Genomic DNA, 21,984 nt, shown 5'->3' on the forward strand with positions numbered 1-21,984 from the left:
AGCTTTCTATGCCACCTTCGCTAGTTCTGGTGCGCGCACCATTTGTTCGTTTTCATCAAAGATATAAGCATTCGATGGGTCAACATAAACCGTCAATGTTGATCCTGACTCTGGGTGATGAATACCGTGTGCCAAAGAGACCCAGCGCTGATCACCATGTAGTAGATGAACGAAGCTTTCTGAGCCCGTGATTTCAACGACGCTAACAGTCACTTCAATGGCTAAAGCATCATCGCTAGGACGGTGCAGCATTAAGTGGTTTGGGCGAATACCGACCGTATATTGGCCATTATCTAACGTAGTAAAAGCACCTGTTGCAGTACGTGTCTGCTCACCTTGGACATGTAACTCCCCCCCTTGTTTGGTGATTTTTAAGAAGTTCATGGGTGGTTCAGAGAATACGCGAGCGGTCGTCATATCTTTTGGATTACGGTAGACGTCTAGTGTTTTTCCGAACTGTGCGATTCTGCCTTCGGACATCGCTACCGTGTTACCACCTAGCAATAGTGCTTCGGTTGGCTCAGTCGTCGCATAAACAAATACGGCACCTGACTCGGTGAATATTTTTGGCATTTCTTCACGAAGCTCTTCGCGAAGTTTATAATCTAGGTTAGCCAATGGCTCATCAAGCAGCACTAAGTCTGCATCTTTAACCAAGGCTCTGGCGAGTGCACAACGCTGTTGCTGTCCACCTGATAACTCCAACGGCTTACGCTGTAGCATCGGCGTTAGCTTCATCAACTCTGAAGCTTCCATGACTTTTTTATCAATGGCTTTATTACTTAAACCACGAATGCGGAGAGGAGATGCAATGTTCTCGTAAACCGTCATCGCAGGATAATTAATGAACTGCTGGTACACCATCGCAATATTGCGTTTTTGTACAGGCACGTCATTCATTCTGTCGCCATTCCAAGAGATATCTCCCGTCGTCGGCTTATCCAGTCCCGCCATTAAACGCATTAGGCTCGTCTTACCCGCTTGAGTAGGACCTAATAATACGTTTAGGCTTCCTGCGGTTAAGGTCAGGTCGAGTGGGTAAATATGTGTATTACCGCCAACGACACTGGATACCTGTTCCAGCTTAAAGCTCATGCTCTCTCCTCCTTGTAATTACTTAACGCTAAATATCGTTAGCCAACGTTTGATACCACTTTGCTTACTTCTGACTGCTGCGCAAACCAGTCAGCCACTTCAGTACGCTCACTTTCTGTCATGTGTAAACCAAGTTTAGTACGTCTCCACAAAACATCTTCAGAAGTTGTTGCCCATTCCACATCTTGTAGATAAACCAACTCTGTTTCGGTCAATGTTGCGGCAAAAGATTGCCCAAGATCTTCTTTAACCTTCGCACCTTCCAGTAAACGCCATGCCAGCATCCCGTAAGCTTTGAACAATCGCGTTGCCCACTGCTCACTCAAAAATGGAAAATCACTCTGTAACTTAGCCGTCAGCTGATCCACTTCTGAAACACCAAACTCACCACCTGGTAAGCTTGCCTCACTCGTCCAAGCCTTACCCATATTCGGTAAGTAATTGGCTAGCTTCTCCAGCGCGTCTTCCGCTAAATGACGGTAAGTTGTTATTTTTCCACCGAAGATATTCAATAATGGCGCTTTACCTTCAACATCCGATACTTTCAACACGTAGTCACGGGTGGCTTCTTTCGCTTCGCTCGCACCATCATTAAACAGAGGTCGCACACCCGAGTAAGTCCAAACAACCGACTCACGTGTGATTGATTTTTTGAAGTAAACACTGGCTGCATCACAGATATATTGTGTTTCTCTTTCCGTGATTTCCACGGGAGTATCCATACTGTCGTGTTCTTGGTCGGTCGTCCCTAGCAAAGTAAAGTCTTGCTCATACGGCACCGCAAAGATGATGCGGTCATCAGCATTTTGAAAAATATAGGCACGGTCATGGTCGTAAAGCTTAGGAACAATCACGTGACTACCACGGACTAAACGAACATTCTTTTGATCTGCTTTTCGCTCATTAATAGCGCCCAATAACTCATCAACCCAAGGGCCTGCGGCATTGACCAAGGCTTTCGCTTTGATCATTCGCGATGAGTTATCAATATTTGATTTCACCGTGACGTGCCAAATACCGTCTACACGCTCTGCATGGGTACAGCGAGTTTGCGTGTAGATATCAGCGCCATGCCCTTTGGCATCCAAGGCGTTGAGTGCAACTAGTCGTGCATCGTCGACCCAGCAATCTGAGTATTCGAAGCCCTTTTTGAACATATTAATCAAAGGCTTGCCGCACTCATTAGTGCGAAGGTCTAACGTTTTAGTCGCGGGTAACAGCTTTCTGCCACCGATGTGGTCATATAGGAATAGGCCACAACGCAGCAGCCAAGCTGGGCGTAACTCTTTATGGTGAGGTAATACAAAGCGCATCGGCCAAATAATATGAGGTGCGCTTTTTAATAATATTTCGCGTTCGGTTAACGCTTCACGTACCAAACGAAACTCATAATGTTCTAAATACCTTAGGCCACCATGAATTAATTTTGTACTTGATGAGGATGTTGCTTGAGCTAAGTCGTCTTTCTCAAAAAGAGCCACCGATAGACCACGACCCGCAGAATCCCTAGCGATACCGCAACCGTTGATGCCGCCGCCAACAACAGCAACATCGTATGTTGTCTCTAATGATTTCCTCATGTCACTCGAACCTTACCGAATAATTTATGCTTCGAGTATGTTCGAATATTTTCGTTTTAGCAATTGAATATTCGTTTTTTGTTTATTTTATTTCGTTATGAGATATGTCAGATAAATTTGAATCAACTTTTAAAGAAATTTCAGATATGCTTGCGTGTCAAAAGGGGAAGATACATGCAGCTATCACTACGCCAGCAACAGATAATGAATGTTGCGCGCCAAGATGGAAGAGTCACTGTAGACGGACTGGTACAGTCATTTGACGTCACACCACAGACCATTCGAAAAGATTTAAACTCACTTTGTGCCGGCAAATTATTAGTTCGGGCACATGGGGGGGCAATACTCGCATCAGGTACTGAAAACGTACAATATGAACAACGTCAGGCATTATATTCCGAAGAAAAGAAACAAATCGGTGCACTGTGTGCAGCCCAAATTCCTGACAATAGTTCGCTGTTTATTAATATTGGCACAACAACTGAAGCCGTTGCGAGTGCGCTGTTAGAGCACCATAACCTGATGGTGGTGACTAACAATCTCAACGTCGCGAACATCTTGCTACAAAACACCAGCTTTGAAATTATCATTGCAGGTGGTGTGTTGCGACATCGTGATCGTGGTATTACGGGGGAAGCGACGGTAGACTTTATCAAGCAGTTCAAACTGGACTATGCGGTAATCGGCACATCCGCTTTAGATGAGCAAGGCGCCCTGCTCGACTTTGACTACCGTGAAGCGCGAGTCACACAAACGATTCTCAGTAATGCGCGTGAACGCTTTTTGGTGTCTGATAAAGGAAAACTAGAACGTACTGCGCCCGTAAGAGTTGGGCATGTGTCTCAACTAACAGATGTATTTATGGATGAATGCACCTCGGACGAGCTACAAGTAGTGTGTGAACAGCACAATGTAACTATTCACACACCTGATAAGCCTTAAAGATCGGCTACTTTACCAATATGCTTCAGTGCTGCTTTGTACCACTCTTCGATTGAAGGGTGGTCAGCCAAACCAAGCTCAGCAAACTCATCAGCTTTACTATCAACCGTCACACCCAACAACTTAAGCGCTTCGTTAACTGCACTTGGCGCGTCAGCTAGCGTTTGTTTAGGCTCAAAAATAACTTCGCCAAACTCCCAAACCATTGCTGAGTCATGACCTGTTTCACTGTCCGACTGGATATAAGCAACCTTACCCACCTGCGACAACATATTTGCCACCCACATCGCAGACGTAGTCAGCTCTGAAAACTCTGCATGCGGTGTATCCGCTTCACCCGTCACCTCTGCCAATCGTTCACGCAACTGTGGCGTCATTGGTACTAAACCAAAGCCCTGCGACAAGCCAATCGACTTCGCTGGCGGTGGTGTTCCTTCGTTAAACCCGTGTTCAAACTCTCGAACTACGTCTTCTATAGCAATAAATCCATGTAGTGAATGCATGTTACATCTGTACCATTTCAGCAACGTCTAGTTGCCGTTTAGTTTTAGGAATGGGTAAGTCTTTGCTAACGCTATATTAGCTCAACAACAAGCTGTCATCTGACAACTCTTGACCCTGTTGATTTTGCTTAAACAGGTCTAATAAGTCACGCACGGTCAGGCCTTTACGCTCATCACCCGACACATCAAATACGATCTTCCCTTCATGCAACATAATCGTACGCGTACCGACTTCCAACGCCTGTTGCATACTGTGCGTGACCATTAGTGTGGTTAGCTTATTTTCTTGAATAATTTGATTGGTTAGGTCAAGTACAAACGCGGCTGTCTTAGGGTCAAGTGCCGCCGTATGCTCATCTAACAATAGAATTTTTGCAGGCTGTAACGACGACATAAGCAAGCTAATTGCCTGACGTTGACCACCTGAAAGCAGTCCCATTTTATCGCCTAAACGATTCTCTAAACCCAAGCCTAAACGCGCTAACTGCTTCTTAAACACCTCACGGTTTTTATCGTTTAAAGCACTCACAAAACGAAACTTCTGACCACGATGCCACGCGAGTGCCATGTTTTCTTCGATGCTTAAGTTCTCACAGCTTCCAATTAACGGGTCTTGAAACACGCGTGAAATCAAGCCTGCTCGCTTTGAAACGCTCCACTTTGTGACGTCTTGATCACCAATCAACACCTTACCTTTACTCGCACTAATATCGCCACTTAAGGTGTTAAGGGTCGTTGATTTACCCGAGCCATTACTACCAATAACCGTGACGAACTCACCTTCATTAATTGTTAAATCAATACCTTTAACCGCACGTGTTTCTAACGGTGTGCCCGCGTTAAAAGTAACGTGGATATTTTCTAGGTAAATCATGCCTTAATCCTCGCCATGATATTAGACTTGAGCCTTGGCGCAACGATCGCAAAGGCAACCAGTACCGCAGTAACAAGGTTAAGATCTTGTGCTTTCAAACCGATAAAGTCAGCATTCAACGCAAGCGCAATCGCGAAACGATAGAGGATAGAACCAACGATACACGCCAGTAACGCCAACATAATAGTCTTGGTACTCATGACCGCTTCACCACCGATTACCGAGGCTAAACCAATCACGATAACACCCACACCCATAGTGATATCTGCACTACCTGCTGACTGTGCAAACAAGCTTCCCGCCACTGCGACAAGGCCGTTTGACACTGCCATACCAATGATAATCATACGGTCAGTATTGATACCTTGAGACGCAGCCATTCGAGCATTTGCACCCGTCGCACGCATCGCTAAACCCGGTTGAGAGTTTAAAAACCAAAGTAGTATAAAGAACACAACTAACACAATCACCCCAAAGACAATGGGCGTAGACGTGTAATAAGGAATAGACCAGTCATCCGTCGGTGATAACACCGTATTTTCACCGAGTAGTGCCACGTTGGGCTTACCCATAATGCGGAGATTGATCGAATATAACGCTATCATCGTCAATATCGACGCCAATAGATTAAGAATTTTTAGTTTTACATTCATCAATGCCGTGACGATTCCCGCCAACATGCCCCCTCCAAACGCAGCTAGCGTTGCTAACCAAGGGTTCATGCCTGACACGATCAATACCGCGCTAATGGCAGCTCCCATTGGGAAGCTACCATCGACGGTTAGGTCAGGAAAATTCAGAATTCTAAAGGAGAAAAATACTCCAAAAGCGACTAATGCAAAAATCAAACCGCTCTCTAAGGCCCCAAAAGCCGCAATCGAACTCATCCAGTATCCTTACCATTGTTGGTTTTATAAATTAATAGTGATTACTTTTTTATAGCTGCAGCTGCTTCTCTTGCCGCTTCTACTGCTGTATCTGCGACTTCTTTAGCAACTACCTCTGCTTTAGCTGCTGCTTCTTTAGCAACCTCTACTGCTTTGTCAGCCGCTTCTTTTGCCATCGCCATTTCTTTATCAGACTCAACCTTAGCGGCGGCGTCTGCTTCAGCTTTTGCCGCTGCTTCCATTTCTGCTTTTAGTGACTCTTCACTGATCACCACTTTAGCCGACTCAACAAACTCTTTAGACAGTCGTACGCCCATTTTCAACGCTGACTCTGGGTTAACAAATAACTCAGTCTTAGACACGCCTTGAGGAATGATGTCGATTGTCTTTTGGCCTTTCAAAATAGAGACAACGATCTTTCCAGTTTGGCGACCAAGGTCATAGTAGTTGAAGCCCAATGCAGCCGCTGCACCACGTTTTACTGAGTCAGTATCTGCTGCAATCACCGGAATCTTAGCTGCGTATGCAACCTTGATAACTGACTCAAAAGCAGACACAACTGTGTTATCTGTTGGAATGTAAATCGCGTCAACCTTACCCACTAACGAGCGAGCTGCTGCCAATACGTCAGATGACTTTGGAGAACTACCTTCAACAACCGTCATACCTAGCTCTGGCGCATACTGCTTAACAAGCTCAATAAGTACCACTGAGTTAGTTTCACCAGGGTTATAGATAACACCCAAACGTTTAGCCGTAGGAACGATCTGTTTTACTAGCTCCATCTGAGCTTTTACAGGAGACAAGTCAGAAACACCCGTCGCGTTCTTATTCCCTTCTGTGACAGACTTAACCAGCTTCGCACCAATTGGATCAGTTACTGCCGAATACACCAATGGAATACCACGTGCAGAAGCAGCTAATGCCTGAGCCGACGGAGTCGCTATTCCAACAACAACATCTGGATTTTCACCGGCAAATTTCTTAGCAATTTGTGATGCAGTTGCAGGCGCGCCCTGCGCACTTTCATAAGACCACTTCAGGTTTGTACCTTCAACGTAACCTTGTGCTTCTAGCTCGTCTTTAACACCTTGGCGAGCTGCGTCTAACGCTGGATGCTCAACAATTTGAGTGATTGCAACATGCTTGTCAGCGGCGAATGATGCCGAAGTCATACCCAGTAATAGTGTACCTGCTGCCAACGTAAAGGCTTTTGATAATTTGTTCTTAATCATGTGGCGCTCCTCTTGTTTTTTTAGTCGTGATACCTCGCAACGTGGGGAGTAGGAAGTTGCTAACTAATACACCACGTTATAGATAACTTGAATCTACGCTAGTAAAAAAGATACGTCAATTATGAGTAAGCACGATAAAAAGGAACAATTCCTAACAATAAAATCATCTCTACTCCAATTGAATCAGTGAGCTTATTTACTCACTTTCTGCGCTTAACTAGATAAGCGGTCATAAGAAACCTCTATCAAACACTATCAATCAAAACATCGAGGGAGTTCGATATGAGTACTTTAAAAGTTGCGGAAATTTTATCTTTAATTGGCATGATGCTATTGCCAGCAGTGACCATGGCAGGTAGTTGCAAAAATATAGACATTACCATTCAGGATCATACGGGTGGTGAGTTCAAAATTAAGAAAATATGGCACTATGACTATGCGTCACAGGAGTGGCGTACCAACATCGCCGCGAATAGAAACCTGCAAAACAACTACAGCACCACTTACCGAAAAGACCTTCAAAAGGTAAAAGGTGAAATGACGAGAGTCGCCGTTTTATACCACCAATATGACATTCAGGTGGAACGGTGGGCACAAAGCGCAAGCTTTGCCTGCCACAAAGGAGATAGTGTCGTCGTTAATGCAGATGAGCCCGGTACGATGGCTATTTTTGAACGGCCACCTATGGAAGGCAGGCCAATTGCTAGCTACTAATTCACTGTCACCTAATCATCAGGCCAAACGCTACGGGTACTTTATAAGATAACCCGTAGCGGTTAATGGTAAGAACTAGCACCCATCAGGCATTAAGTTTTTATTAGCCCCACCACCTCATCCAAAGCACCTAGCAAGTTATTGATGCTCCGAACAGCGAGTAATAAGTTACTTTCCTTTTCAATAAACTTATCAAGCTTAGCGGTTACTTCCTTAAGCTCATTCCCGCACTTTTTGTTTATCTCTGCAAGTTTGACTGCCTCAATATCGATAATTCTCTTGGTGATGCGATGTAAGTTGTTCGCATACTTTTCCTGATCATCTAAAGACCAACCTTTAAGCTCATAAGCAGCAACCTCATACAATTTGTTACGAGCGTTACGCAATGAATCTAATGACTCTTGTACAAGTATAGACATCTGTTTCTCCCCATTCAGACTTAATGATTTATCTATTGAATAATGCTTCTAGATTGATCTCTGGATTCGTCCAAAGCATCAAGTGTTTCTAAAAAGTCATTAACATCCACTAACATCATATCAACCGCACCAATATCTCTTTTGCCGCGCAAAATATCTTCCCAAGCTTGACGCAGTGCTTCATGCGCTTCTTTAACACTTGCAAAAATTGGCGCTGACTGTTGTAACTCAAACCACTGACGACGACTCTCTACCCAAGTCGATTCATCGAAGTGCTGACCTTTAGTGTCTATATAAGGAGCAACCACATTTTCATACAAGTACATACGACTCCTGGTATCCAGTCGATCCTGCAAAATACCTAAAATCTTTGCTAGCTGCTTTTCCTGAAGTAATAACTGTTTGGCGATAATTGGCGCATCTCGCTTTAACGCTGCTTTAATATTGGCAGCATAATAAGAACCAATCATCATGCTTCCGATTTTACTGATATAACCTTCTTCACTTTCAGTGAGTACCGCTTTTTCTCCAGAAGAACGCGCATGAATACGGCTACTAATCCTTCCGACGTTAACCCCAACATCATTTTTAAGCTCAGAGTCAGCAAGCCCTTGAAGGTTTAAAAAATAGCTATTCATCAAGACAGTGTGACCACGAAAAGTATTAATTTCACCGATCAGATCTTGCAGAGTTTCGTTCTTCTCCTCGAGCATCTTTCTTGGATTCGTTCCATTTCTAGTACGCACCAAGATCTTCGAATCAACATTGATTACCTGCTTAATTGTTTCATCAAGCAACTCATTCACTGTCTCGGTATAAGCAACACTAGACGCAGATAAATTTTGGCTTTTAGTAACGGTGTTACTTGAGCAAGCTGTTAGAGAAATAATTACCACCCCCGTGGAAAGTAGACTCAATCTACTCCTTAGCACATACCCTAATAATCGCATTACCTACCCCTTTTTAACCAAAAGCCCCATTTCAAGATCAAACAATAACCAATTTATGTTTAAATTTAAAGCACTAAATACTATTTACGGTGCTTATATATGTAAAAACTTTCTGTAAGCGGGTGTGATTTCTACTACAGTAATTACATCACTATTACATGGAAGTATATAAATCGGGTCGTACCGCACTAGACCATGCAACGTTGAAAAAGCACTACGACATTATGGTGATTTGCGATGAATTAAAAACAGATACTGTTTTAAGTCGTAACGGCTAGTGAGAGCGGGCATTAACAATAACGCCCGCACTTATTATAAAGCTCAGTATTACTTAAGCGTCTTACGCAAAAAATCTAGCACTAACTCTTGATGCTTAAGCTGAAACACTGCTCGATCAAATCCTTCTTTATCCACACAAATCATCTCCCATAACCTCGGCTTAGCCGCTTTTAGTTCAGCGTTACATGGCTTCATAAAAGCAAAATGTCCAGCATCTTCAACATTATATATTTCAGGATTATTCTTCAAACCAGCTAATATAGGAACAACATTGCTTTCATAAGGCACATTCACATCCAACGCGCCTGACCATATTTGCATTGGGACATTAATCATATTTAGGCTCGCTGCTGTATAAGCAAAACCAAAGGCAGGCGCAACGGTTACAACCGCTTTAATTCTTTTGTCTTTGCCTGAAATATCCTGCCCAGACTTAGCCATACCACTGTTTTCAACCTCTTTATCCAAACCCATTTCACAGACCCTCTCTGTTGGCTGTTCGTCACAAAAGTCAGTTAACTGCTTAACATTAACCTCCGCTCCCGCCAACGACATCACCGTATAACCACCCGCTGAAAAGCCGTAGACTGCGGTTTTCTCAACATCAAGCGCTGCACGCTGCTTCCATTGTGTGTGCATATAATCAATAACCCGTGACACATGGCGTGGGCGATCAACCATCCAACGCGACGCAGGGTAACTTTCATCATCGTCGTTGTTACCGGTATGAGTCGGTGCGGCTACCACAAAACCTGCATCCGCTAAGCTCTTTGCGAGGTCGGCATGCCCTCCCATCCAACCACCAAAACCATGAGAGATAATGACTAATGGTAGCTTCTCTCCTTTGACTTTTCCCTTACGCGCCAAGGCTTGCCTGAAAGGCGTGTTTGGTTTTGTCGGCGCTACCGAATCACTGGGATACCAAATACCAACCTCCAATGTTTTATCATCGGGATCAGGAACGTTTTGGAACTGAAAACCTGTACTCATCGCAGCGTGATTAAGGAGTAAACCGAAACCAATACCTAATAATTTTAAAGACGTCATATCATTACCTTCCAAGATTGTTTGTCATGAGTCCAACTTACGCTTCACCCTGCTATTGCGCGCCCTAGATCGTGATATAGGTCGTTCCAAATCAAGATATAGGCCATACTCAAGCTGTATTTATAGAGAACTAATCATCTTATTATGTTGTTTATTCCGCTCCCCTTTGTACTGACATTGCTCCTGTGCATTATTCTGTTTCGGCTCTACCAACAGCGCGAAACCTTGCCTTCTAGTCAGCTATTTTTAACGCTGATTAGCACCTATACACTTGGCACAGCATTGGTTGGTATTCGTTGGGGATACGGCATTACGGCAGTGCAACCAATCATGGCTGTATGCGCGGTGAGTTGGGCGATTTTGGCGTGGCTGTGTTTTCGTAGTCTGACTATCGAAGGTGCTTCAATAATCTGGCGAAAGGACTACGTACATGCACTTCCTGTCGTAGCAGTCCTATTACAAATACTGCTTATGCCTGATCTGATTGATATACTCATCATCGCGACAGATGTGTTTTATGGATACCTACTGCTAAAGCTTGCACGTCAAGGCCAGAGCGCTTTAAAAACAGTTCGACTAGAACAAGTCACGACGGTGCATAAAGGCCTTTACGCTACCGCTTATATATTAATGTTATTTGCAGTACTTGATGTCGTTATCTTTATCGATATTGAAATCTTCGGCGGCAAGTACGCAGCCAGCTTAATCACCTTTGCCAATATCCCTATGATCTTTGCTTTGGGTTTTGTTGCGTCATTGGCGAGTCAAAGTCAGCCTCAAACTAGAGTAGTCGAAGCTAATGGTGAGTCGGTTTTAAAAAGTGTACCCGACCAAAGTGCAACGAAGGAAACTGAAAGAGCAGACACTGACCTTAGTACTGATAAAGCACTGGTTGAACGCCTCGATAAATTTATGCGTGAGACAGAACTGTACAAAGACGTTGATCTCAACCTCGCCAAACTAGCGCGTAAGTTTGGCATCCCTACCCGCCAAATATCCGCAGCGGTTAACAAGGTCAAAAGTATCAATGTCTCGCAGTATGTCAATGCTTACCGAGTGCAGGCACTTTGTGAGTTACTGGAGTCGAGTGATCAACCGATTATTCAACTGCAACTAGAGACAGGCTTCCAAACTAAGTCTAACTGCAACCGTGAGTTTTTAAGAGTGACGGGACTTAGCCCAAGTCAGTGGCGAGAGCAAAAGCGTCAACCAACTAGCTAACTCACTTAAAGTGGGAGGTGCTTTTACTATCAAAGTATTGACGTTAAAAATTGCATGCACCCTTTAACATAGTTAACATTTTTATTGACATAATTGATAACAAAAACATACCCTGATCGTTCAATCCAACGATAGGCAAAACCTGTGTCCACCACCATTGAATCTGAACTCTTTATCAAAAGAGTCAAACAGCTATTACAAAACAAACGTTGGACACAATCAGAGTTAGCGCAAAAAACAGGATTGTCGACCCCACAGCTTTCCCGCTTGTTGTCTGGTAAAAACAAGCGCGTCCAGCAAACAACTATCGATAAGATACTGCATGCGTTTGAGCTGACACAGGCGCAATTCTTTGAGCAGAGCACAATGCCCGAAGTCAGCCCACCCACGTTAAATACCAACAGCATGTACTCCGACCGCTTACCCACGGTTTCAGGCAAGTTTATTGGCCGCGAGCGCGAGCTAGCTGTTTTAGATGATGCCTTAGCAAATCCTGAAATCAATATCCTGCAATTCATCGCACCCGGTGGTACGGGCAAAACAAAGCTTCTGCGCCATTGGTTAAATAACTCACGCGACAAAGCGCCCGTGATGATTGCATGGTCGTTTTATTCGCAAGGTGCGACGGTTAATAAACAGCTTTCGACTAGCCCGTTTTTCAAACACGCTTTAAACCTGCTGCAAGCAGATCAGCACACTTTCTCTTCGGACGAAGAGAAAGGCGATTATCTTGCGAATTTATTGCGTGCTCGCCAGTGTTTATTAGTCCTCGATGGGCTAGAGCCAATGCAACACGCTGACCCTGCTAACCGTGGCGAGCTTAAAGATCGCGCACTCAGTCGTTTACTGAAAAATTTAGCAGGTCAGCCGAGCAAGCTGTGCATCATCACTAGCCGTATCGCGGTGTATGAACTAAGCGATCGCAACTCGGTGCTGTCATATAACCTGCAAAATCTTGAAACTTCTGACGGTATTAACTTGCTGGAGTCGCTAGGTGTTAAAGGCCCACGCCAAGCTATTCGCCAAGCGGTTATCGACTACGCTGGACATGCGTTAGCGTTGAGCTTATTGGGAAACCTACTCAGACTGCGTTACCAAGGTAATATTAATAAGCGAAATGTGCTGCCGCCGCTGATTCAGGGCAGCCGAGATAAGAACAGCCGCCATGCATTCAAAGTCATGCAAGCGTATCAAGACTGGTTTGCTGGCACAGCAGAACTCTCATTACTGTATCTGCTAGGCATGTTCGATCATCCAGTGACGCTGTCTGCGCTAGAGGCCCTTTGGCAGGCAAACATTAAAGACCTCACTGAGGGTATTTCTGAAGAAGATTGGTATCAAGCGATTGATAGTCTGCGTAATGATCATCACATACTCACCCAAGCTGAGTTTGACGATGACCATCACAACTTCCAATCGCTAGACTGTCATCCTCTGATACGTGAGTACTTTGGCCAGCAGTTAGCGAGCAAGCAACCAGAGACGTGGAAGCAAGCGCACCAATGCCTCTATGAATACTACAAAGCAGTCCCTGATAAAGAGCAGCCGGATACCCTAGAAGAAATGCAGCCGCTGTTCCATGCGGTTAAACATGGGTGTACCGCAGGGCTTTACGAAGAAACTTTTGAGGATGTTTATTGGCAGCGTATTTGCCGACAAAACGAGTTATACCTCACGGTTAAACTGGGTGCCTTTGGCGACGAGTTAGCGACGATTGCCAACTTCTTTGCAGTGCCTTGGGATACTTTTAAAGGTGACTTGCCCGATGAATATACCTACTTCTTGACGTCATCCGCAGCGATGAGTTTGAAGGCGCTAGGGCGTATTAAAGAAGCACATCGCCCTGCAAAAAAACTCCTTTCTATTATCGTGAGTTTTGGACAGTGGGAAGCCGCAGCAACCTACTCGGAAGACCTTTGCCAACTTCAGCTCACATTAGGCAACCTGAGTGAGGCATTAGAAACTGCCAAGCTTGGTTTGAGCTATGCAGACAACTCAGAAGATACGCTTAAAAAGGCGATATCCCGCGCTGTTTATGCCCGCGCATTATACCAAACGGGTGATACTGAAGGTGCATTGGACTATTACCAAGCCTGTAAAACCATTCAACAAGAAGGCAATTTAGAAGCGCCCTACCTTGATGCGGTTTGGGGATATGGTGAGTTGTTGATTGAGCAAGAACAGTTGGATGATGCGACACAAAGCACGCTTGAAATTAACCGATGGTTTACTCAAGCCAAGCCGTCGTCAGCCTCTTTATTACCGTTGACGCTTAATACGTTAAACCTTGTGAGAGGCGCATTGGCACAAGGGGAGTACTCGCTTGAGGCTATAGATCAAACAGTTAACTCCCTCCGTAACTTAGGTCGCAAAGACTTATTGCCGCTAGGACTTATTGCCCGTGCTGCTCTATGTCGTGAAACTGGCTTATTTGTGCAAGCGCATCAGGACTTGGCGGAAGCATTTGATATTGCATCACCCTCAGGTATGCGGCTTTATTTAACTGACTATCATCTAGCCATGGCGAAGTTGCTATTAAAGCAGTGGCAGCAACAACTTCTGGATGATACCACCCAAGATAAAATCCAAGATCATATCGCTCAAGCAACCGTGCTGATTGATGAGACTGGCTACCACCGACGAGATAATAAGGTGGCTGCACTCATCGGCCCAAGCGCTATTAAGCCCGAAGCACAACAAGAGTGGAGCGAAGAATGGTGAAAACACTAACGGTTTTAATGAATGGTTTGTTGATCGGTCACCTTCGCAAATCTAGCGAAGGCGGTATGTCTTTTCGCTATGATGAGTCATGGCTAACCACGCCCGACAAGCGCCCTATTTCAATGCATTTACCGACTGAGCCAGCGCTGCACACGGGCGATCAGGTGTATAATTTTTTCGACAATTTACTGCCTGACAACCCTGCGATTCGAACGCATATACAACAACGCTTTGCTGTACGCAGTAACCACCCTTTTGATTTATTAGAAGCGATTGGTAAAGACTGCATCGGGGCTATTCAACTGTATCGCTCAGATGAAACGCCTCATTTATTACGCGCCATTGTCGGTACACCGCTCTCCGAAGATGACCTAAAACAGAAAGTCGCTTCAAGCAGAACCGCACCACTAGGCATGACACCTTCACACGAAGATTTTCGAATATCATTGGCAGGTGCGCAGGATAAAACCGGTTTTCTTTGGCATGACAATCAATGGCAAACGCCCGAAGGCACAACGCCGACCACGCATATTATTAAACTGCCGATTGGTAAGATTGACCATAACTCGATTGATCTCACCGACAGTGTTGATAATGAGTGGCTCTGTTTAAACATTTTGCGTTTATATGGATTGGACATTACCAATGCTGACCGCTTAACCATCGCCGACACTACCGTGCTGGCTGTTGAGCGCTTTGACCGTCGGCTATCCAGAGATAAAAGCTGGATCATGCGCTTGCCGCAAGAAGACATGTGCCAAGCCCTTGGTTACTCTTCTGGGCAGAAGTATCAAGCAGATGGTGGCCCCGGCATGGTGGAAATCATGAAGCTACTTGAGCGCTCGGACAATGCTGAAAAAGATCGTCATGACTTCATGAAAATCAACTTTCTGTTTTGGTTGATGTGCGCACCTGACGGACACGCTAAGAACTTCAGTATCTTTATACTGCAAGGCGGCAAGTTTAAAATGACACCTTTTTACGATGTGCTTTCGCTTTACCCGCTCATGGCTAACCGCCAGATCAATCAGCGTGATATCAAAATGGCGATGGGCTTAAAAGGCAGCAAGCAGTATTACAACTGGTATGGCCCAAGTCTTACTATTGATCATGTTCTCTCAACAGCAGACCAGTGCGGCTTTAGTCGCGACATCATGTATGACATTGTGAAGACGGCTTTGGCTCAGACTGAGGAAGTGATTCAAAAGGCTGAGCAATTGATTCCGAGCGACCTTTCTCGTGACGTGAGTAACTCGATTTTTGATGGTATGCGCACGACAGCAGCGCGACTAGAAAAGCAGTTATAGCCAAGCATTTTAACCGCCATTAAGCTGACAAACTCAGCCTAGTGACGGGCTTCCTCGATGACTTTCTTCAATCATAAAGTCACGAAACGCACGGTTAGCCATCGATAAATATCCCTGCTTTCGCCACGCAACTTGTATGTCGAGCAGGAAGTCTTCAGTAAACGGAATCGCCACCAAACCCTCACCCTCTTGCAAGACGATATCCAAAAAGGCAGTGATACCAAACCCCTGACGCACAAATGATTTCATCAATGGAATCAGATTGGTTTCGATACTCACATTGAGCTCAATACCCGCTTTCTCTGCTAGCTGATCGATCAATTGACGGTGAAAATATCCCGGCTTAAATATCGCTAACTCTTCACGCAAAAACTCCTCAACACCAATAGTTGGCCGAGAAGCAAAGCGATGATCTTCCGCAACGGCAGCCACCATTGGCACCTGCATAATCGAAACGCCTTCTAGTGACGGCAAAATCGTGTCTGACTCGACAAAGGCTAAATCCACTTCCCCCTGCTCCAACATCGACTGCAACTTCACTGTGCCTGCATCCACGATCGACAGTTTAATGTCTGGGTAACGGTGTCGAAACGCCATCAAGAGCGATGGAAAATGATATGAACCCAACATCCCAGGAATACCGACACGCACCAAGCCACTCTCCAAACCTTGCAGCTCGTTCATGGCATTACGTGCATCATCAACCCGCTGCGTCACGGTTTTGGCGTGACGATAAAGTACCTCGCCCTCGTCGGTTAAACTGAGGCGACGCTCCAAGCGGTTAAATAAAGGAAAACCAACCTCCTGCTCCAGCCGTTTAATCGACATACTTATCGCAGGCTGAGCAATCGACAGTGCCGCTGCTGCACCGGTGAAGCTACCGCAATCAACCACCGCACAGAAATAACGTAAGACCTTACTTTCCATCAATAACACCCTTGCTCTCAGTAGAACTCATGCAACATATAATGATACAAACCATCACAAACATATATTTTTATTATATTAAGCGGATCTTTATACTCACGCATCCTATTATTTGTACCGATGACGCTTATGAATACACAGCAACTGACACGCGCTATTGTTGCGCTCTGCCTAGGCTCTATTGCCGTATTCATTAACTTGTATGCGGCTCAACCTTTACTGCCTGTATTCGCTAACGAGTTCCAACTTACCGAGCTAGAGGCCGCTCGTAGCTTGACGATCAGCACTTTCATGCTGGGTCTTTCTCTACTGTTTTATGGGCCGCTGTCTGACGCGATTGGTCGTAAAGTTATCATGTCCGTGACTTTGGTCTGTATCACCATTACAAGCTTTGCCTTGAGTTACGCGAGTAGTTATGAAGAGCTACTGTTGTTACGCGCCTTACAAGGCTTCTTTCTAGGCGGTATTCCTGCAACCGCGGTCGCTTATATTGGTGAAGAGTTTCCTCGTGCTAAAGTCGCCGCGATCATTGGGTTCTACATCAGCGCTAACTCTATCGGTGGTATCACAGGGCGCATACTGGGTGGTTTTGTCAGTGACTTAGCCGACTGGCAAACGGTATTTTTAGTAGTAACCGTGATCAACACTATCATCACTAGTTACTTCATTTTGGCACTGCCTGCCTCAGTGTCGTTTATACCGCAAAAGCTACGTCTCAGCTCTACCGTTCACAAACTTTATGGACACCTATGCAATCGCCAATTGCTGGTCGCGTACTTCATTGGCGGCTTTCATTTTATGATTGTTTTAACGCTGTATAGCTACATCATTTTTGTATTGGCTGACGCACCCTACTCACTCTCTTCAAGTTGGCTGGGCCTACTATTTTTAACCTATGCGAGCGGTACAATTGGCTCTGCTTTCATTGGCACAATAGATAAGAAAATCTCCTGTGCGCGACGCATTATAATGGGCACATGCTTCATTATCGTCGGCACTCTTTGTACTCTCCAAGGCAGCTTAATGATGATAATTAGCGGCTTGCTTATTAGTACCTTTGGCTTTTTTGTGGCGCACTCAAGCTTATCTGGATGGGTCAACACACATGCCATTGGCGCTAAGGCCAGCGCCTCGTCGTTGTACTTGGTTTTTTACTATATGGGTGCAAGTTTGGGCACGCGCTACCTTAACCCTTTTTGGGATTTGGCAGGCTACCCTGGGGTCGTTGCAGCATCAATTGTGACGCTAAGTGGTGTATTGGTCGCGGGTGCTTGGCTGTGCAGACAGGAATGCCGCAACAAAGCGACTACGTTACAAACAATTTAATAAATTACAGACTATTGATATAGATCAAGTTATTCATTGAGATTGCCTGATACAGTTAATTCATTACTTAATAACTCTATTGGAGAGACTCTTATGACTTACTTATTTAGCCTATCTGGCGCTCTAGTTATTCTGACAATACTTGCGATGATTTTTGGTATGGGTTGGTTAGCCCATAAAATGTATAAGCTTTCTGCTAAGCCTAGAGTTGAGATTGTACATGATGATATTGATGATCACGCGCCACAACACTAACAGTAGTTTTAAGGCAAAAAAAAGACCTCCAAATAGGAGGTCAAATCACTTCAAGGTACAACAAGGTAAAACTTAAAATTCTTTACTTAACAGATACTAATGCAGGTGATACTTCTTTCTGCTCTGCCATAACTTCCTCAACAGCCTTTTCAACCACAGGCTCTGGCACTGCTTCAGCTTTTTGTCCATGACGCTCATACAAGAAACTCAACACAGCCTTACGGCAGCGAATGTATTCTGGCGTCTCAGACATCGCCACTCGATCACGAGGGCGCTCAAGATTTACATCTAGAATTTCACCGACGGTAGCCGCTGGGCCATTGGTCATCATCACGATACGATCAGACAGTAGTACCGCCTCATCCACGTCATGCGTGATCATAATCACGGTGTTACCCAAGTCCTTTTGAATCTCCATCAACGAGTCTTGCAAGTGAGCACGTGTTAACGCATCCAATGCACCAAATGGCTCATCTAGAAGCAGTACTTGTGGCTCCATCGCCAATGCACGAGCGATACCGACACGCTGCTTCATACCGCCTGAAATCTCATCAGGACGTTTGTGCATCGCATGATCCATGTGAACTAGACCGATGTTGTACTCAATCCATTCCTTCATTTCAGCTTTTGTCTTCTTGCCTTTGAAAACACGCTTTACTGCTAGCTCAACGTTTTCATAAGCAGACATCCAAGGCAGTAATGAATGGTTCTGGAATACAACCGCACGCTCTGGACCCGGCTCATTAACTTCTTTACCGTCTAATATAATGCCACCTTCAGTAGCCTGATAAAGGCCAGCAACAAGGTTTAGCACGGTTGACTTGCCACAGCCCGAGTGTCCGATAATCGACACAAACTCGCCTTTGGCAATCTTTAAATTTACTTTATCTAGCGCACGATAAGGGCCCGTTGGTGTTGGGAAATCAATAGACGCTTGCGAAATTACTAAATGTTCTTTAACTGTCATTGTCTTATTCCCTTAACGTAGTGCTTGTGACTTATCCCAAGATGCATACTTCTGAATCACTAGCATGCCTCGGTCTAGTAAGTATCCTAAGATACCGATCACGATAACCGCGACCATAATACGTCCCAGTGAGTTAGAGCTTCCGTTCTGGAATTCATCCCAAACGAACTTTCCTAAACCTGGGTTCTGCGCCAGCATTTCTGCGGCAATCAGTACCATCCAAGCAATACCAAACGACAGACGTAAACCTGTGAATATCATTGGTATAGCTGACGGCAATACAATCTTTACAACATGCGTCCACCAGCTCAGGCGTAGTACCTTACTAACGTTCTGCAAGTCTTGACTAATATTGGCTACACCGACAACTGTGTTGATAAGCGTTGGCCATAAACAACACAGCATGACGGTGATCGCCGAGGTGACAAATGCCTTTTCAAACATCGGGTCATCCGACACATAAGTCGCACTCACGATGATGGTTACGATAGGCAACCATGCCAGCGGAGAGACCGGTTTGAAAATCTGTATCAGCGGGTTAATCGCTGAGTAAACAGTTTGGCTCAGGCCAGCAACGATCCCGATCGGAATGGCGATTAATGAGGCTATGATAAAACCAGTCATCACCGTCAATAAGCTCGTCCATATCTGATCGAAAAACGTCGCCTTACCCGTGTATGGGCGTATCTTAACAACAGCATTTGGATCTTTCTCTAACTTTGCAGCATTACGTACTTCTTGACGCTCTATGAAAGCAACTTCTTTTGCACGTGCTTCTTGGTGTTCATCTACCAATCCCACAAACTGCTGGAACACTTGACTCGGGCCAGGAACAGCACCGAGAGATGTGACAATCTTGGGAGCACCCACCTGCCATATACCAAGGAAGAGAAAAATTCCAATTAGCGGGATGGCTGCATTTTTAAGTGCTGGTAAAAACCATTCCATACTAAATGTTTTGCTAGCGTTATCGTTACGCTCAGACATATTCATTCACCTTTATTTCTTTTTAAGCCCAGTTAAAAAACCTTACAGCTTGTCTTCGCCTTTCAGACCAATCGGGAAGGATTTTAGGTAGTCGTTTGGCTTTGTTCCGTCAAACGTAATGTTGTCGATAAACTCAGTTTGTGGCTTCTTAAATCCTGTCTCTGTCGTAAAGTCAGGGAAGTCAGCCGCTTTTAACGTACCCGCATCAATTAGCTCTTTTGCAGCTTTTGCATAGATGTCAGGACGGTAAACGCTCTTAGCTGTCTCTTCGTACCAAGCATCATCTTTAGCATCAGAGATCTGACCCCAGCGACGCATCTGCGTTAGGTACCAAACAGCGTCTGAGTAGTAAGGGTATGTTGCGTTGTAACGAAAAAATACGTTGAAGTCAGGGATTTCACGCTTGTCGCCTTTCTCGTATTCAAATGTACCCGTCATAGAGTTAGCAATTACTTCCTCATCTGCACCAACGTACTCTGGCTTAGCTAGGATTTTTACTGCTTCTTTACGGTTAGCATTGTCGTTAGCATCCAACCACTCACCTGCACGGATAAGTGCTTTAACTAGACGAATAGTCGTATTTGGATACTTGTCAGTGAACTCTTTGTTCAAACCAAATACTTTCTCTGGGTTATCTTTCCAGATCTCGTAGTCAGTAATAACCGGTACACCGATTCCTTTAAATACAGCCTGTTGGTTCCATGGCTCACCTACGCAATAACCGTGGATCGTTCCTGCTTCCATTGTTGCTGGCATTTGAGGTGGAGGTGTTACAGAAAGCTGAGCCATCGCGTCAATTTGACCAGATGTGTCGCCTTTGTGTGGTGCATAGTAACCAGGGTGGATACCACCGGCTGCTAGCCAGTAACGTAGCTCATAGTTGTGAGTCGATACTGGGAATACCATGCCCATTTTGAAAGGCTTACCTTCGTCGATAAACTCATCAACAACTGGCTTGAGGTAGTCAGCTTTAATTGGGTGAACTGGCTTGCCGTCAGCCTGCATTGGTACGTGCTTCTTCATTCGCTCCCAAATATCATTGGAAACCGTGATGCCGTTACCGTTCAAATCCATTGAAAATGGTGTAACGATGTGAGCTTTTGTACCGTAACCGATCGTTGCAGCAATTGGCTGACCCGCCAACATGTGTGCACCGTCAAGTTTACCGTCGATAACACCATCAAGTAGAACCTTCCAGTTCGCTTGAGCTTCTAGTGTTACGTAAAGACCTTCGTCTTCGAAAAAGCCTTTTTCATAAGCAATTGCTAGTGGAGCCATGTCCGTTAGTTTGATGAAACCAAACTTTAACTCTTCTTTTTCTGGCTCGCCTACTTCAGCGTGAACCGAGCTTGCGCCTAAAATTGAAGCTCCAATCGCTACACTAACTGCTAACGCACTCAAGCTGCGTTTGATAAATGAGCGACGTGCGTTTTGCTGACCTTTCAACATGCTTAACACCTTTATTAATCGTCAAAAAACAAAAACGCCCCGTCCTACGCCACCTAGAATTACCTTGTGGTTCAGTACGGGGCGTCATTACCCTAAAATTGCGAACTTCGACATCTTTGCCTGAAGTTATTGCGTTCCATCATCGTTGATGAACTGCTGATTAACTTAATGCAAAGGACGTGCCAATTATTGGAAAACAGCGCTAAAAGACAGTTGGAAAGCGGTTTCTGACTGTTTTTAACAGGGTATTTGAGTGATAGCGTTGTGCGCAAAGATGGGGCAATTGCAAAATAAAATAG

Annotated in this window: 20 protein-coding genes; 7 read left to right on the forward strand and 13 right to left on the reverse strand. The window is 44.9% G+C overall.

Going from position 1 to position 21,984, the window contains the following annotated elements; genetic code table 11:
- Nucleotides 1–6: 6 nt before the first annotated feature.
- Together DKT75_RS09800 and glpD are read right to left on the reverse strand one after the other, a co-directional pair.
- Nucleotides 7–1,095 carry an ABC transporter ATP-binding protein gene (locus DKT75_RS09800; RefSeq protein WP_109823245.1) on the reverse strand — a complete coding sequence of 363 codons (1,089 nt, stop codon included), beginning with the start codon at nucleotides 1,093–1,095 and terminating at the stop codon, nucleotides 7–9.
- Between the two features lie 38 nt (nucleotides 1,096–1,133).
- Nucleotides 1,134–2,675 carry a glycerol-3-phosphate dehydrogenase gene (glpD, locus tag DKT75_RS09805; RefSeq protein WP_109823246.1) on the reverse strand — a complete coding sequence of 514 codons (1,542 nt, stop codon included), beginning with the start codon at nucleotides 2,673–2,675 and terminating at the stop codon, nucleotides 1,134–1,136.
- 174 nt (nucleotides 2,676–2,849) lie between these two features.
- Here glpD and DKT75_RS09810 point away from each other — a divergent pair, with 174 nt between their 5' ends.
- On the forward strand, nucleotides 2,850–3,617 hold the full coding sequence (locus DKT75_RS09810; RefSeq protein ID WP_109823247.1) for a DeoR/GlpR family DNA-binding transcription regulator: 768 nt from the start codon (nucleotides 2,850–2,852) through the stop codon (nucleotides 3,615–3,617).
- Here DKT75_RS09810 and DKT75_RS09815 read toward each other — a convergent pair.
- The 4 genes from DKT75_RS09815 to DKT75_RS09830 all read right to left on the reverse strand — a co-directional run bounded on the left by DKT75_RS09815 (nucleotide 3,614) and on the right by DKT75_RS09830 (nucleotide 7,116).
- Complete coding sequence (locus DKT75_RS09815) at nucleotides 3,614–4,120, reverse strand: hypothetical protein (protein ID WP_109823248.1); 507 nt, start codon at nucleotides 4,118–4,120, stop codon at nucleotides 3,614–3,616. The two genes, DKT75_RS09810 and DKT75_RS09815, sit on opposite strands and share 4 nt — an antisense overlap.
- Nucleotides 4,121–4,196: 76 nt before the next feature.
- Nucleotides 4,197–4,994, reverse strand: coding sequence for an ABC transporter ATP-binding protein (locus tag DKT75_RS09820; protein WP_109823249.1), 798 nt, complete (start codon nucleotides 4,992–4,994; stop codon nucleotides 4,197–4,199).
- Nucleotides 4,991–5,881 (reverse strand): ABC transporter permease, encoded by an 891-nt coding sequence (locus DKT75_RS09825; RefSeq protein ID WP_109823250.1) that lies wholly within the window; start codon nucleotides 5,879–5,881, stop codon nucleotides 4,991–4,993. Before DKT75_RS09825 ends, DKT75_RS09820 begins: the two co-directional genes overlap by 4 nt.
- Nucleotides 5,882–5,922: 41 nt before the next feature.
- On the reverse strand, nucleotides 5,923–7,116 hold the full coding sequence (locus DKT75_RS09830) for an ABC transporter substrate-binding protein (protein ID WP_109823251.1): 1,194 nt from the start codon (nucleotides 7,114–7,116) through the stop codon (nucleotides 5,923–5,925).
- A gap of 282 nt (nucleotides 7,117–7,398) precedes the next feature.
- Here DKT75_RS09830 and DKT75_RS09835 point away from each other — a divergent pair, with 282 nt between their 5' ends.
- The gene (locus DKT75_RS09835) at nucleotides 7,399–7,830 is read left to right on the forward strand and encodes a hypothetical protein (protein WP_109823252.1); all 432 of its coding nucleotides are present in this window, start codon (nucleotides 7,399–7,401) and stop codon (nucleotides 7,828–7,830) included.
- 92 nt (nucleotides 7,831–7,922) lie between these two features.
- Here DKT75_RS09835 and DKT75_RS09840 read toward each other — a convergent pair whose 3' ends face one another.
- From DKT75_RS09840 to DKT75_RS09850, 3 genes are all read right to left on the reverse strand, one after another.
- Entirely contained in the window at nucleotides 7,923–8,249 is a 327-nt protein-coding gene (locus DKT75_RS09840; protein ID WP_109823253.1) for a hypothetical protein, read from the reverse strand.
- Between the two features lie 32 nt (nucleotides 8,250–8,281).
- Nucleotides 8,282–9,166, reverse strand: a complete 885-nt coding sequence (locus DKT75_RS09845) for a hypothetical protein (RefSeq protein WP_146201350.1) — start codon at nucleotides 9,164–9,166, stop codon at nucleotides 8,282–8,284.
- 360 nt (nucleotides 9,167–9,526) lie between these two features.
- Nucleotides 9,527–10,525: an alpha/beta hydrolase family protein gene (locus DKT75_RS09850; protein ID WP_109823255.1), complete on the reverse strand. Its 999-nt coding sequence runs from the start codon at nucleotides 10,523–10,525 to the stop codon at nucleotides 9,527–9,529.
- 144 nt (nucleotides 10,526–10,669) lie between these two features.
- On the opposite strand from DKT75_RS09850, the gene DKT75_RS09855 reads away from it, so the two are divergent.
- The 3 genes from DKT75_RS09855 (at nucleotide 10,670) to DKT75_RS09865 (ending at nucleotide 15,774) form a co-directional block, all read left to right on the forward strand.
- On the forward strand, nucleotides 10,670–11,746 hold the full coding sequence (locus DKT75_RS09855) for an AraC family transcriptional regulator (RefSeq protein ID WP_109823256.1): 1,077 nt from the start codon (nucleotides 10,670–10,672) through the stop codon (nucleotides 11,744–11,746).
- A 144-nt stretch (nucleotides 11,747–11,890) separates the two neighbouring features.
- Entirely contained in the window at nucleotides 11,891–14,467 is a 2,577-nt protein-coding gene (locus DKT75_RS09860; RefSeq protein ID WP_109823257.1) for a helix-turn-helix domain-containing protein, read from the forward strand.
- Nucleotides 14,461–15,774: a type II toxin-antitoxin system HipA family toxin gene (locus DKT75_RS09865; protein ID WP_211665339.1), complete on the forward strand. Its 1,314-nt coding sequence runs from the start codon at nucleotides 14,461–14,463 to the stop codon at nucleotides 15,772–15,774. The genes DKT75_RS09860 and DKT75_RS09865 overlap by 7 nt, the downstream gene beginning before the upstream one ends.
- 33 nt (nucleotides 15,775–15,807) lie before the next feature.
- Here DKT75_RS09865 and DKT75_RS09870 read toward each other — a convergent pair whose 3' ends face one another.
- Nucleotides 15,808–16,701: a LysR family transcriptional regulator gene (locus DKT75_RS09870; RefSeq protein ID WP_109823258.1), complete on the reverse strand. Its 894-nt coding sequence runs from the start codon at nucleotides 16,699–16,701 to the stop codon at nucleotides 15,808–15,810.
- Between the two features lie 129 nt (nucleotides 16,702–16,830).
- Between DKT75_RS09870 and DKT75_RS09875 the strand changes: the two genes are divergently transcribed.
- Together DKT75_RS09875 and DKT75_RS21810 are read left to right on the forward strand one after the other, a co-directional pair.
- Nucleotides 16,831–18,027, forward strand: a complete 1,197-nt coding sequence (locus tag DKT75_RS09875) for an MFS transporter (protein WP_245923156.1) — start codon at nucleotides 16,831–16,833, stop codon at nucleotides 18,025–18,027.
- 93 nt (nucleotides 18,028–18,120) lie between these two features.
- Nucleotides 18,121–18,282 (forward strand): hypothetical protein, encoded by a 162-nt coding sequence (locus tag DKT75_RS21810; RefSeq protein ID WP_158278830.1) that lies wholly within the window; start codon nucleotides 18,121–18,123, stop codon nucleotides 18,280–18,282.
- A gap of 82 nt (nucleotides 18,283–18,364) precedes the next feature.
- Here the strand turns inward: DKT75_RS21810 and DKT75_RS09880 are convergent, their stop codons facing one another.
- The 3 genes from DKT75_RS09880 to DKT75_RS09890 form a co-directional block, all read right to left on the reverse strand.
- Nucleotides 18,365–19,249 carry an ABC transporter ATP-binding protein gene (locus DKT75_RS09880; RefSeq protein ID WP_109823260.1) on the reverse strand — a complete coding sequence of 295 codons (885 nt, stop codon included), beginning with the start codon at nucleotides 19,247–19,249 and terminating at the stop codon, nucleotides 18,365–18,367.
- 12 nt (nucleotides 19,250–19,261) lie between these two features.
- Entirely contained in the window at nucleotides 19,262–20,197 is a 936-nt protein-coding gene (locus DKT75_RS09885; protein WP_109823405.1) for an ABC transporter permease, read from the reverse strand.
- A gap of 81 nt (nucleotides 20,198–20,278) precedes the next feature.
- Nucleotides 20,279–21,685, reverse strand: coding sequence for a CmpA/NrtA family ABC transporter substrate-binding protein (locus DKT75_RS09890; RefSeq protein WP_109823261.1), 1,407 nt, complete (start codon nucleotides 21,683–21,685; stop codon nucleotides 20,279–20,281).
- Nucleotides 21,686–21,984: the final 299 nt, after the last annotated feature.

Source organism: Leucothrix arctica, assembly GCF_003172895.1.
Taxonomy (GTDB): Bacteria; Pseudomonadota; Gammaproteobacteria; order Thiotrichales; family Thiotrichaceae; genus Leucothrix; species Leucothrix arctica.

Coding starts and splice junctions, on each gene's coding strand:
- DKT75_RS09800 (WP_109823245.1), bottom strand. CDS start 1,095: ATGAGCTTTAAGCTGGAACAGGTATCCAGTGTCGTTGGCGGTAATACA.
- glpD (WP_109823246.1), bottom strand. CDS start 2,675: ATGAGGAAATCATTAGAGACAACATACGATGTTGCTGTTGTTGGCGGC.
- DKT75_RS09810 (WP_109823247.1), top strand. CDS start 2,850: ATGCAGCTATCACTACGCCAGCAACAGATAATGAATGTTGCGCGCCAA.
- DKT75_RS09815 (WP_109823248.1), bottom strand. CDS start 4,120: ATGCATTCACTACATGGATTTATTGCTATAGAAGACGTAGTTCGAGAG.
- DKT75_RS09820 (WP_109823249.1), bottom strand. CDS start 4,994: ATGATTTACCTAGAAAATATCCACGTTACTTTTAACGCGGGCACACCG.
- DKT75_RS09825 (WP_109823250.1), bottom strand. CDS start 5,881: ATGAGTTCGATTGCGGCTTTTGGGGCCTTAGAGAGCGGTTTGATTTTT.
- DKT75_RS09830 (WP_109823251.1), bottom strand. CDS start 7,116: ATGATTAAGAACAAATTATCAAAAGCCTTTACGTTGGCAGCAGGTACA.
- DKT75_RS09835 (WP_109823252.1), top strand. CDS start 7,399: ATGAGTACTTTAAAAGTTGCGGAAATTTTATCTTTAATTGGCATGATG.
- DKT75_RS09840 (WP_109823253.1), bottom strand. CDS start 8,249: ATGTCTATACTTGTACAAGAGTCATTAGATTCATTGCGTAACGCTCGT.
- DKT75_RS09850 (WP_109823255.1), bottom strand. CDS start 10,525: ATGACGTCTTTAAAATTATTAGGTATTGGTTTCGGTTTACTCCTTAAT.
- DKT75_RS09855 (WP_109823256.1), top strand. CDS start 10,670: ATGTTGTTTATTCCGCTCCCCTTTGTACTGACATTGCTCCTGTGCATT.
- DKT75_RS09865 (WP_211665339.1), top strand. CDS start 14,461: ATGGTGAAAACACTAACGGTTTTAATGAATGGTTTGTTGATCGGTCAC.
- DKT75_RS09870 (WP_109823258.1), bottom strand. CDS start 16,701: ATGGAAAGTAAGGTCTTACGTTATTTCTGTGCGGTGGTTGATTGCGGT.
- DKT75_RS09875 (WP_245923156.1), top strand. CDS start 16,831: ATGAATACACAGCAACTGACACGCGCTATTGTTGCGCTCTGCCTAGGC.
- DKT75_RS21810 (WP_158278830.1), top strand. CDS start 18,121: ATGACTTACTTATTTAGCCTATCTGGCGCTCTAGTTATTCTGACAATA.
- DKT75_RS09880 (WP_109823260.1), bottom strand. CDS start 19,249: ATGACAGTTAAAGAACATTTAGTAATTTCGCAAGCGTCTATTGATTTC.
- DKT75_RS09885 (WP_109823405.1), bottom strand. CDS start 20,197: ATGGAATGGTTTTTACCAGCACTTAAAAATGCAGCCATCCCGCTAATT.
- DKT75_RS09890 (WP_109823261.1), bottom strand. CDS start 21,685: ATGTTGAAAGGTCAGCAAAACGCACGTCGCTCATTTATCAAACGCAGC.